The 11,212-nt window shown below is 65.5% G+C and carries 13 protein-coding genes; 1 reads left to right on the forward strand and 12 read right to left on the reverse strand.

Annotated features, from left to right (window positions below):
* Positions 1 to 16: 16 nt before the first annotated feature.
* Together CA236_RS13180 and CA236_RS13185 are read right to left on the reverse strand one after the other, a co-directional pair.
* On the reverse strand, positions 17 to 658 hold the full coding sequence (locus CA236_RS13180; RefSeq protein ID WP_206430570.1) for a hypothetical protein: 642 nt from the start codon (positions 656 to 658) through the stop codon (positions 17 to 19).
* A gap of 47 nt (positions 659 to 705) precedes the next feature.
* Positions 706 to 2,016 (reverse strand): hypothetical protein, encoded by a 1,311-nt coding sequence (locus tag CA236_RS13185; RefSeq protein WP_125945965.1) that lies wholly within the window; start codon positions 2,014 to 2,016, stop codon positions 706 to 708.
* A 76-nt stretch (positions 2,017 to 2,092) separates the two neighbouring features.
* Here CA236_RS13185 and CA236_RS13190 point away from each other — a divergent pair, with 76 nt between their 5' ends.
* Positions 2,093 to 2,614 carry a hypothetical protein gene (locus CA236_RS13190; RefSeq protein ID WP_125945966.1) on the forward strand — a complete coding sequence of 174 codons (522 nt, stop codon included), beginning with the start codon at positions 2,093 to 2,095 and terminating at the stop codon, positions 2,612 to 2,614.
* A gap of 64 nt (positions 2,615 to 2,678) precedes the next feature.
* Here CA236_RS13190 and CA236_RS13195 read toward each other — a convergent pair whose 3' ends face one another.
* From CA236_RS13195 to CA236_RS13240, 10 genes are all read right to left on the reverse strand, one after another.
* On the reverse strand, positions 2,679 to 3,194 hold the full coding sequence (locus tag CA236_RS13195; protein WP_125945967.1) for a thermonuclease family protein: 516 nt from the start codon (positions 3,192 to 3,194) through the stop codon (positions 2,679 to 2,681).
* A complete protein-coding gene (locus tag CA236_RS13200) occupies positions 3,191 to 3,400 on the reverse strand; it encodes a hypothetical protein (RefSeq protein ID WP_125945968.1) in 210 nt (69 codons plus the stop codon). The genes CA236_RS13195 and CA236_RS13200 overlap by 4 nt, the downstream gene beginning before the upstream one ends.
* Positions 3,401 to 3,433: 33 nt before the next feature.
* Positions 3,434 to 3,766 (reverse strand): hypothetical protein, encoded by a 333-nt coding sequence (locus tag CA236_RS13205; RefSeq protein WP_125945969.1) that lies wholly within the window; start codon positions 3,764 to 3,766, stop codon positions 3,434 to 3,436.
* A gap of 78 nt (positions 3,767 to 3,844) precedes the next feature.
* Entirely contained in the window at positions 3,845 to 5,758 is a 1,914-nt protein-coding gene (locus CA236_RS13210) for a reverse transcriptase domain-containing protein (protein ID WP_241212654.1), read from the reverse strand.
* A gap of 551 nt (positions 5,759 to 6,309) precedes the next feature.
* Positions 6,310 to 6,600: a hypothetical protein gene (locus CA236_RS13215; protein ID WP_125945971.1), complete on the reverse strand. Its 291-nt coding sequence runs from the start codon at positions 6,598 to 6,600 to the stop codon at positions 6,310 to 6,312.
* A gap of 50 nt (positions 6,601 to 6,650) precedes the next feature.
* Complete coding sequence (locus tag CA236_RS13220) at positions 6,651 to 7,295, reverse strand: hypothetical protein (RefSeq protein WP_125945972.1); 645 nt, start codon at positions 7,293 to 7,295, stop codon at positions 6,651 to 6,653.
* Positions 7,296 to 7,367: 72 nt separating this feature from the next.
* Positions 7,368 to 7,565, reverse strand: coding sequence for a hypothetical protein (locus CA236_RS13225; RefSeq protein WP_125945973.1), 198 nt, complete (start codon positions 7,563 to 7,565; stop codon positions 7,368 to 7,370).
* Positions 7,562 to 8,050 carry a hypothetical protein gene (locus tag CA236_RS13230; RefSeq protein WP_125945974.1) on the reverse strand — a complete coding sequence of 163 codons (489 nt, stop codon included), beginning with the start codon at positions 8,048 to 8,050 and terminating at the stop codon, positions 7,562 to 7,564. Before CA236_RS13230 ends, CA236_RS13225 begins: the two co-directional genes overlap by 4 nt.
* A gap of 24 nt (positions 8,051 to 8,074) precedes the next feature.
* Positions 8,075 to 9,037 (reverse strand): zincin-like metallopeptidase domain-containing protein, encoded by a 963-nt coding sequence (locus tag CA236_RS13235; RefSeq protein ID WP_125945975.1) that lies wholly within the window; start codon positions 9,035 to 9,037, stop codon positions 8,075 to 8,077.
* Positions 9,038 to 9,137: 100 nt separating this feature from the next.
* On the reverse strand, positions 9,138 to 11,204 hold the full coding sequence (locus tag CA236_RS13240) for a ParB/RepB/Spo0J family partition protein (protein ID WP_125945976.1): 2,067 nt from the start codon (positions 11,202 to 11,204) through the stop codon (positions 9,138 to 9,140).
* Positions 11,205 to 11,212: the final 8 nt, after the last annotated feature.

Here is an 11,212-nt window from a genome sequence, read left to right on the forward strand (position 1 = left end):
GCGCTGCGGTCGTGGCTTAGAGGCTGGCGACCTGTTTCGTGATCGGCGCGGTGCTCTCGACGCGCACGGCCCCGAGGCTATCGAACGTCTCGACGTCGCCGCGCTTGCCGTATTGGTCCTTGTCGACGAGCCCGTGGATCGGGTCGCCGCTAAAGCGGGCGAAGCCTAAGGCATCGACGCCCTCGACGCGGCGGAACATGACGCCGACCTTGCCGGCAGGAACCCAGTCCGCCCAATCGCCGGAAGCGCTGACGCTGGCGTATTGCCCTATGGCGGCGGTGTAGGCGGCACGGCGACGAAGCACATGGCTGTCGCTCGGCGGCACGTCCTCGCCGGTGTAGGCGCTGTACCGGTCGGGATGCCATGCGCGAACCGAGCGGCGCGCGTTCTCGACCTGCAGCGTGATGCCGGCGGTCGGCAGGCGCCGGAACTCGCTCGCGAAGCCGAGCAGCACCAGCGCCCAGTCCACGTCTTCCTCGTAGAAAGGATCGTCGCGCCGGAGTGCCGCAGGCATCGCCGCCTGACGCTCGTCGGAGAGCACATAGCCGCCATGGCTGGGGGTGGTGACGTGCCAGATCCCGGGAAGGACCTGGTCCTTGGTGTCGGGTACGCCCCAGATGGTGTCGATCGGGGCGGGTACGGAGGTGTAGCTGGGCATCGGTCGTCTCCTTCATGGAACGACCGCAACCCTCCCTCTCCTCTCCCTTAGCCGATGTGCAGCTGGTCCAGGATGGCGGCCTCCAGGCCGTGATCCTCGTCCAGGTCCTCGCCGTGGATCGTCACCACGGGCGCGATCGCGCGGATCTTCTCGACCTGTCGGAGCTTCACCCCGAGCGCATCGGCGTCGCTCCCGGTCACGATCTCCAACGCGGCCTCCATCACCTCACCCGTCGTGAAGTCGCGCAAGTCGAGCAGCATGTCCGGCCGCATATCTCCGGCGGACGTTGCGACATCGAACAGCAGGCGCTTGAAGCCGATGCCGATCCCGCGCCGGCGAAGCCGGTATTGAAGGTCGAGCAGGCCGACGATGGTCTGGCGCTCGGCGCCGTTGTGGACGGCGACGAAGTTGGAGGGACGCGCGATCGGCTGGGCGTAGGCGCGGAGCGCCGCATAGCCCTCGCGGGGGTTATGCTCTCCGACGACGGCGAGGACCAGGTACGGCGCGCCTAGCTGGCGTTGGTGTACCCCGATATGGCGGATGCGGTTCTTGACCTCCAGCTCGCGCCCCTCGGCGAGCGTGATGGTCGTTCCCGATATATCGATGGCGTAGAGCAGGAGAAACGCCTGCGGCGCGTGGCCCGAGGGCCACTTCTTGGCCGCCTGTCTCAGCTTGGCGAAGACGATGCCGCGCTCATAGGGATCGATGTGCGTGTAGAAGTGCCGCGACAGCGGAATACCAGGAGCGATCTCGACGCGATCGGCCGCTCGGCGCATCGCCGCGAACTCGCTGGTCATCGACGTCGTGCGCGGTTCCCCGGCTTCGAGCGGCTCGACGACGTTGACGTGAGCCATCTCCATGAGCAGCCACAGGAGCCGTGCCAGGCGCGGGATCGCGACACCGCGCGTCCGATCGTCGGGTTCGGCCTCGTCGGGCATCTGGGCGAGCTTCTCGGGCGCGAGACGGTGCGCCGAGAACAAGCCGTCAGGCTCATTGATGGTGCGCGGGGTCGCCGTCGCCTTCTCACGGATGCGCGGAGGTGCCTGCTCGCGGTAGAAGGGGCAGTCGAGCGCGTGCTCCGGTCGACGCTGCCGAACGCTGGTCAGGCGGCGCAGATAGTAGGTTTCCGCCTCGGAGAGGTAGGCCGGCGAGAGCAGCGGAGGTGCCTCGGTGTTGCCTTGGCAGCTGCAGGCGATCCACTGGTTGTTGTCCCGGGCCTTCACGACGGTGATTACGGATGCGCGGTGGTCGCTGTCGTCGCCCTCCCCCATGTACCAGCGAACGAGCGCCTCGCGCACGACCTCGGGCACGGGCGTTCGCTGCTGAAGTCCACGAGTGTCGCGCGGGACCAACCACATGTGCGGCTCTATACGATATTATACTTGCGTGGTCCACGATGTTCACGGTACGTTCATCCCGAAGGAGACGCACGCCATGAAGATGGACGGTATCGAACCATTCGACCTCGACCTGACGCTGAAGGACGCCTCGCTCGACCCGAACGTGCGCGTGTCGCGCCGCATTGTTGCAGGGATATGCATCGGCATGCCGTTCGAGGACGCCTACTACTCGGTCCGCGAGCTGCGCGAGGCGATCGAGTGGATCCACGAGGGAGAGCCGAAGGGCAAGGCGAAGCTCACGACGATCCTGGGCAACCAGTGCGACGACTTTCAGCGCGCGATCTACTATGCGCTCGCGGGCAAGGGGATCGTGCTCATCCTCGACGATCTGCTGTGGCTGGAAGAACTGCTGAAGATCCGCGGCGAGTTTGCCGGCGAGCTGCACCGCATGAAGCGGCCGACCATGCCGCTGATCTCGCCCTATGTCGCGGCCGAGCCGGACGGCCCGGTCGGTCGCTTCGATGCGGATTTCGAGATCGGAGCGTCCTGGTCGTTCGATCCCGGGCCGGGTTACCTGGCGCACGATCAGGTGGTCGACCCGAAGCTGTCGCTCTGACAGCAAAAGAAAAGGCGGCCCCGGTGGATGCCGGGGCCGCCCTTCTTGTTAGGGGGGTGGCCGTTCAACGTCGCTCGCAGGCAAGCCGTTCCCCACGCCGCCACTGTTTGGGCTCGACCCATTCACCGGAATGGATCCCCCGGCGCTTGCTGCGAGCATCCTCGAAGGCGGCGACGTAGCGGGCCGCACGTTCGGGCTCGCCCGTCAGGTACTCGACCGCGGGCACCGCGAAACCCTGCGAGATCAGCTCCTCCCCCAGATCGGCTCCGTCGACGCTGACGATCGCTACGGGTCGACCGTAGCTGCTGCTGCCGACAAGGCGAATCGTGGCCTCACCGCTCCGGAGCATGCGTGCGGTCGCGTCCTGGGCTATCTTCCCGCACGGGTAGCAGGCTCCACGGCGCTGGCACTGCTGCTTGCTCTCGACTGCGTCCGCGCCCGAAAATCGGAAGTCGATCGAGACCGTGTCGCCGTCAAGCGCGCGGGCCTTGCCATGCAGTACGGGTTCGGCTTCGCGTCGATCCGAGCTGGCGCCGCAGGCGGCGAGCGCGACAAGTGCGAGGAACAGCGGCGCCTTCATGCCATTCGCATTTCGAGCACCACGTCGGGGCTGTCGAGCGATTCCGCAATGACGCGGAGCGGCTGCAGTGGGTTGCCGGTGCGAACGACCGAAGCGCAGGTGAGGCCGCCCTCGACCATGCGCGCGGCGACACGCTGCGCGTTCTCCCGGCTGCAGAGCGTGCGACGCTTGGGGCTGAGGGTGAACAGGTCGGGGAGCGCGATCATGGCTGTCATCCTGGGTTGGAAGTGGAGCGGCGTTCAACCGAACACCGTCTTGTGGACCTTCATCTCCGGCACGACGGTCCAGGCGAGGTGACGCAGGCCGCTCACCCGGTACTGGGGAAAGCTCGCCCCGGGCTTGGCCAGGGCCACCTTGCGACCGCGCTTGTGGACGACGAACTCGGCACCCTCGTAGCCGTCGGTGAAGCGGACGGGGCTCGGCAGCCTGATCCGCATGCCGTGCTCAAGCGGTCGGGCGGAGCGGGCGAGATTGTCGATGCACCGGCGCCGCCAGTTGAGTGCGGAGTGGTTGTCGGTGTCGCCGAGAAGGGACAGGATCCGCTCCGGGCACTCGGCCTCGGACGGACCCATGTCTTCGGTCAGTCGGGTAGGATTGGTGCTGCTCAGTGAGTCAGCCCTGATCCCCCCGCCGAACCGCACATGCAGCTTTCACTGCATGCGGCTCTCCGCTGCGATAACACCATTCATGTTCCGGCTATCGGGCAACTGGCCTCGATGGATGTCGGCGTGGCAAAGGTCGCACAGGACTTTTGTCCTGCGCGCCCGTGCAGCCTTCATCATCATGGCTAGACCGCGGTGCTTAACATCGGCCAGCCCATCGACATGGTGGACATGACACGGCCGGTCCGTCCGCCCGCATGCCGCGCATTGCTTGGCATTCTTGCGATCGACCCAGTCGGTTCGTGAGTGCGAATAGATTTGCGTCCAAGGCGGGGTATCCACCTTGACCGGGTCAACCCATTCACGCTTCAGATCCATCAGTTTCCAGACTTTGACCGACCGGGGCTGGCCGTCAGCGACGTAGCCGACGCTATATTCCTGCCCCGACCTCATACGGCCGGCGACGACACGCACGCTACTTTTGTGCTTGCTCGCCAAGGTCTTGAACATGCTCCAGCGCTGGATGAACTCAAGCCGGTTGAGCTTGAATTTCACGTCCCTCGCCAGGGCGTAGTAGTTCGCGAACCCCCGCAGTTCGGCGTTGTAGGCAAGGACGATCTCGGCATCGCTACAGCTAAGGAGGGTGTTCCGGTGACGGGCCTTCAAAACAGCCATATCCCCGTAACCCTTCTTCGAGGCGAACTCGAACACCTTCTCCCACGGCACATTGAGTTGCATCACCTCCGAAGGAGGCCGGCGGGTGAAGTGCTGTGAGCCACGCTGGCTCCGCACTGTCCACTGGCGACCCGTGTAGGTTCGCACCTCGTAACCGAGAAAGGCGGTGCCATCGCTCGCCTTGCGGATACCGCTTTTCTCCTCGGACACGCTAAGGGCCAACGCGTTGGTCAGGAAACCCTCAACCTCGGCGAAGACCTGTCGCGCATCTTCCTTGCTGCCAATCACGCCGATGAGAAAATCATCGGCGTAACGGCAGTAGCGAAGTCGGCGATACCCGGCGTCCATGCCGTCTCGCGACGGTAGAGTACGCATCTGTTTCGACAAAACGTCGATCTTGGCCAATATGGCCGCCATCGTTGCCTCGTCAGCGTTGCCGCGTGCTTGATGACTTTTGAGCCGCTTTCGCTGTTTAGCGATGCGCGCTGCCAGTCGCCCATACTCCGGGTTCGTGGCGCGGGTCTTTCCCTTATCAAAGGCGGCAATCCGGTCTGCGACGAACTCATCGAGCTCGTGCAGATAGATGTTCGCCAAGATCGGGGAGACGATCCCACCCTGTGGAGTGCCGCTGTAGGTCGGATTGTGCGCCCGCCCCTCCATTACCCCTGCCTTCAGCATGTCGCCAATCAGGCCAACGAACTTCTCGTCGTCGATCCGTTTGCGCAACAGCCTGAGCAGAACGTCATGGTCGATGTTATCGAAGAACCCAGTGACATCCACGTCAACAAGCCACTTCACGCCCGTCCAGACGGCTTTAACATGTTCAAGTGCCGTGTGACACGATTTCCCCGGTCGGAACCCATGCGAGGCGTTCGAGAACACCGGCTCATAGATCCTTTCCAGAAGCTGGCGTGCCACTTCCTGGACGAGACGGTCGTCGCGCGTGGGTATCCCCAGCGGACGCCGCTTTCCCTTGCCTTTCGGGATGAACACCCGACGCACTGGTTTCGGCTTGTAGGCTCCGGTTGTGACGCTGGCGATCAACGGAGCGAGGTCCTCAGGACCGAAGTCCGCGAAGGTCTCGCCATCGACACCCGGCGTCATCGCCCCCCGGTTGGAGGCGATCTTACTCAGTCCCTGCTCCCAAAGAAGCCGAGACCCCATCAGACGATGAAGCCCATTCACCCGTTTGCCCGACGCTGCCAGCGTCGGAATGGCCTCCAACCGGGCCATCACAGTTTCAGGTAGCATCAGCACACCCCATGATTGCCGGTTGAAGTATCGCAACTGCCGCCCTTCTCCCGATGGGCCCCGTTTTCGGCCCGGTCGCCCGTTCCTTATGCGGATTCACCGTCTCCCTTGGTGAGGGAGCTGTCCCGGGCATTACCCCGGGCATTTGAATACTATGGCGGCTCCGTACCCATGCAGGCCGGCCAAAGCCGCCTGTTTAGGGCATCCCGTAGTTACACTGATTGGAGATACGACGCGGTTAGGTGTCCCGTTCATCCACTGAACCCCTCGACGAGAGGCGCGCCGGACGGGCTGAGGAGCAAAGGGCCAAGACATGAGACCCTTGCCATCGTCCGGAATGACGTATCAGTCGCTTTCGCCAATTTTCGCTATATAAAACGCTGCAGACTGGGATTTAAGCAGTGTAGCCTTCACCATGCGCGTCTTGCCCTGACCGGCATCGCCCCTTTACGACTGGGACGCATTCGGCCTTGCTCCAAGCATGCTATTGTCCCCCGTCCGTTTCCGGATTTCAGGTCTTTTGGACCCGAGGTTAGCTTGGTGGGCAGAGGTTTCCTCAACTTACCCCATCATTGCTGATACTCCTTTCAGCGCCACAACGGCGCACTATCCTTGTAGCCGAAGACGTAGCCCTCCTTGTCGCGCGGGTTCCATTTGACCAGGCATACGACCGCGAAGGCTGGCCCGTCGACGCCGTCCGTGCTCGGGATCGCCGCAGCGTAGTACACCTTGTTGCGGAGGCACGAGGAGGCGACGATCCGGAGCGCCCTGCCCTGTCCGGCGTCGTCGCGACGGTCGTAGGTGAATTGCGCGTCGAGATAGGCCTTGGGGGTCGTGTGCGGGTACATCGACGACAGCGGCATGGTCATCCAGCCCATGACATGAACCTTTCTGCGTTGCCGTTTTCGGCGGTGGTGGAGGTGTCTGTTCAGGCGAACAGCCGGACGGGTTCCGCGACGGGCGGCGTCAGCCGCAGCTCCTGGCGGAGACGCGAGGCGAATCGTTCGGCACCGAGCAGGTCGCGGATCGGCGCGAAGCGGTTCTTGTCGCCGAGATGGTCGTGCTGACCGCGCACGCGGCGGTACATGACCTCGTGGTCGGGTCCGAGGCCACCAAGGGAGAGCTGGACCCAGACTTCCTCGCCGTGGAGCGTGATCTCGCCTGAGACCCCGGGACCGGATCGGTTGGAGCGGATGGTGAAGCTCCCTTCTGCGAGCGACAGCGCGACCGCAAGATTGCGCATCGCCTTGCGGCCGTCCGCGTGGAAGAGATCCTTCGCCGCGGCATCATAGGCGACACCGCGCACGGCGAGCGTGAGGAGGGCCGGGTGGCGCTTCAGCTCAGCGATCGTCTCCATGCACCGGCGACGGAGCGGCGCATCGTCGGCACGTTCGCTGGTGATCGCCGCCAGGTGGCGGGCGAGCAGGATTACGGCGGGATCGCTCTCGTGGTCGACGCCGGCGTTGCGGCAATCGTCGATCGCGCGGGTGAGCGCATGGAGCCCCGTCGTCACGGTCGTGATGGCGCTGGGATCCAGCGCCTGCTGGTGACGGAAGGCGACGTCATAGGGCATAGGGGATCTCCGTGCTTCCGAGCGCCCTTCGCGCTCAAAAGACCGTGACCCCCCTTCCCTCTCCCGGTCCGTTCAGAGCATCAGGCCGACCGGATCGGTCGAGCGCGCTGCCGCGGCGAACCCACGTTCCCAGGCTGCAGCCAACCGGCTGCCGCGCCGGTAACAGCAGTTGGCGTTCTGGAAGACGAAGCACCGCCAACCGGCTTTTTCAGCCTCCCAGAGGGGGTCGACCCTGGCAGGTCCGAGCAGCTTCATGAGGTCGAGCGTCATGCTGGCGGCTCTTCGGCTTTGGCGATCATGATGGTGATCGCGTCCTCGATCGCGGCGTCGTCGTCGTTGACGACGCGGATGTTGGGTCGCCGCTGACGAACGGCGTCCGCGACGGCGGACGCCTGCCGTCCTTTGAGCGGGTAGCCGTACACGGCACCGTCATCGATCACGATGAGCTGCTTCTTGAAGTTGCGCCGGAGCCGCTTCGCCTCCTCGCTCCTCGTGATCCGTGCGGCGACCTCGAACTCGAGGTTGTGTTCGAGCACGACGTCGTCGAGCCGGGTGGCTGGTCGGTTGGCGGCGAGCCACGCGTTGACCTCGGTTTCGGTCAGCGGTCCGACCTGATGGAAGTCGTCCATCGCGCCATGGCCGCGATTGGACGCCAGGAAGGCGCGGGCACCGTCGATCCAGATCTCGGCGGTGTAGCAGGTCGTCTCCTCGGAGAGTGCGGCGACGACTTTCAGCTTCTTGAGCTCGATCTGCATGGGTGCGTGTCCTCGAATGGGCGGTCATGCCGCGATCGCCTGTGGCTCGTGCCACTCGGCCTCGTCGGACGAAGGGACCGGCGCCGCGGCCGGTCGAGCGAGATCCCGCAGGAAGTTGAACGCCTGCTCGGCTTTGGAGGCGGCCTTGATGATCGCGCCCGAGTCCGCCTTCAGGATCTTCAGCCAGTGGTCGATGTAGCTGGCGTGGTTGTCGTGAAGGTCGCCGGGCAACCCGAGCTCGGCGCAGATCAGGCATTGCCCGATCGAGGCCACCAGCTCCTCGAAGGCATAGGCGCTGTCGCCGAACTTCTTGCCGAACTCGCGCGCGAGCCGGTCCTTGGCGCCCGACCAATGCGTGTACTCGTGGCCGAGCGTGCTGGCGTAGTGGTCGTCCGACTTGAACGCACCGCGGTTCGGCATCTGGATGTAGTCGCCGATGGGCGAGAAATAGGCCTGGTCGCCGCCATGCCGGACGGTCCCAGGCAGGGCGCCGAAAAAGGCGTCGATGCAGGCACGATGCTCGGATTCGACCCTCGGCGCGGGCGGAGCCGGGACGGGGTAGTAGTAGGCTGGCAAGCCGTCGATCTGGTCGACGTTGAAGACGATGTACGACCGCAGAAAGCGGATGTTCTTCGTCGCCTCGGTGCCGGTGACGCGGTCGGTCTCCGTCTTGGAGAAGCTGGAGAAATAGACGCTCAACGAACCGCGCTCGCCGCGGCGGACCTGACCGCCGAGCTCTTCGGCCTGCCGGTACGTCATCCAGGTCCGGCTGTTGTAGCCGCGGGCATCGCCGATCGCCCAGAGGTAGAGGGTGTTGATGCCGGTGTAGGGCGTTCCGCAATGGCGGAGCGGCCGACCGCCTGAACCCGTCAGGCCCCACGGCCTGGACCAGGGCAGGACGCCGGTTTCCAGCTTCTCGATGATGAGGTTGGTGATCTCAGCGGCAACGTCGCGCCGCGGCCCGTCGGGCTTGCGTCGAAAGGTCATGTCGGGTGCTCCCCAGGGGCGCTCGCGGCGCCCGGAAAAAGAAAGGCGGCCGCCCCCGGGAGGACGGCCGCTAGGTTGCCCAGGAGACGGGTGGGCGGGGTTATTCGGCCGCGACGAGTTCGGCGTCGTCGTTCACCGCGCCGGAGCCGGAGCTGTCGTCGCCGTCATCGCCGTCTTCGAGCAGGTCCTCGTCGTCGGCCGGATCCTCCTCATCGGAGGGCTCGTCGTCGCCGGTGTCCTCCTCGATCGGAGTCGCACCGGTCGCGTCGAAGCGCATCGCGTCCGGGACCCAGGCAAGGGCGGCTTCTTTGGTCTCCGCCTCGGTGATCGCCTCGCCGGCGAAGAGCCGTTCGCAGCTGGTCGAGATCTCGCCCTTCTTGGAGCCGAGATATCGTCCGGCGAGCGTCGCTCCCCCGACCTCGGTCAGGGTCGCGAGCAGCGTGCCCTTCGAGACCCGGTCGAAGAAGTTGGCGCACGTCGGCCGCCACCATTTGGCGACGTCGACCTCGAGGATGGCAGCGAGACGGGCGTGGAGCGGGTTGGTCGTCACCGCACCATAGTCCTGCTTCGCCTCCAGCGAGTCCGCCACGATCATCGCCAGCCACGACGCCTTCGCGTCGTCGTCGAGAGCGCGGAAGGCCTCGAACCGCTCGACCGGGGTCTTGCCCTCGGTCCAGGAGCCGTCGAGCGCCTCACGGGCTTCCGCGATGGCGATCTTCGCCTGGGTCGGCTTGGCATCCGCAGGCATCTGGGGATCGTTCGGGCGACCGGCGGTGATCGTCGTGCCGGCGCGACCGTAGGTGCGGTTGCGGTCGACCATCGCGAACAGCGCGTAGTCGAGCGCCAGACCGGGATCCGCCAGTATCGACGCCGCGAGGATGTCGCGGCGCTGCACGGCCAGCTCGTCGTGGAGACGGGCGCTGAGCGGCTTCCCACCCGGCGCGACGGCCTCGGGCGGCAGCGAGCTGGTGTCGCGGGTGGACCCGGTCGGGCGCTGGTCCGTCCCGTCGCCCGGGGTGCGGAGCGGCGTCTCGCTGTAGTAGGTGGTCTCCAGCACCATCTTGCCGTTGCGATCGAGCATCAGGAACGTGCCGACCTGTGCCTTCATCTCGTCGGGCAGGACCGGGGGCTTGGAATGGAGCTCCTGATACTCGGTCTGCAGGGTGTCGAACTCGTGCTCGAGAGCGGCGTACGCGGCCTCCTCGATGTCCTCGTCGGCCATCTCCTCCTCAAGGACCGCGACGCGCTCCTCGATCGCGTCCGAACGGGCCTGCTCGGTCTCGCTGAGCGCAGCCGGCGATAGCGGGACGCGGTGGAGGTCCGCGGTCGCGCCGTACAGGTTGGTGGTCGCGATCGGCCGGATCCAGGCAAGCCCCTGTTCCTCGCCGATGCGCTTCGCCTCGGCCTCCATGATCGCGCCCGCGAGGGTCTGAGCGAGCTCGGGATCGGACCAGCGGTCCCCGTCCTCGCTGAAAAGCTCGCGTTCGATGCGACCGCCCGCGGCGACGTAGGCGTCGGCGCCGACCAGGACCGCGACGGGGTCCGTGGCCTTCATGGTGTCGTTGGCGATCGCGCGCCGGATCTGGTCGGCGTTGATGTACGGGCTGTGGCTGTACTGCGCGAACACGCGCTCCTGCTTGGCGCGATCCTCGGTCGAACCGTAGGCCTTCGCCATGTCGAGCGTCATCTCGCCGTTGGCGAGCGCCTCGAAGATCGGCTCGGCGAGGTTTGCGAGGCGCAGCCGGCCCTCGATGAAGCGGCGGGTCTGGCCGAAGCGCTTTGCGACCGCGTCGATGTCGCCGTCCGACTTCAGGAAGTGCTGGAACGCGCGGCACTCCTCGGCCGGCGTCATCACCTCGCGCTGGAAGTTCTCGGTGAGCGAGACCTCGCGCAGGTCGTTGTCGTCGCCGTTCACGATCTTGACCGGCACGTCGTAGTCGGCCGCGACGATCTCGCCGGCTTCGGCCAGCATCATCGCGCCGAGGAAGCGGCGCTCGCCGGCGATCACCTCGAACATGCCGCGCGGCTTGCAGGGCGTGACCAAGAGGTTCTGGAGGATGCCGCGCGCGCTGATGCTGGCGGCCATCGCCGGGATGTTCTTGGGCGGGGTGGTCCGCACGTTCTTCTCGGACTGCTTCAGCTTCGCGAGCTTGACGGTCTGGGTCATCTTCATTC

It is taken from the genome of Sphingomonas sp. ABOLG (assembly GCF_003950435.1).
Taxonomy (GTDB): Bacteria; Pseudomonadota; Alphaproteobacteria; order Sphingomonadales; family Sphingomonadaceae; genus Sphingomonas; species Sphingomonas panaciterrae.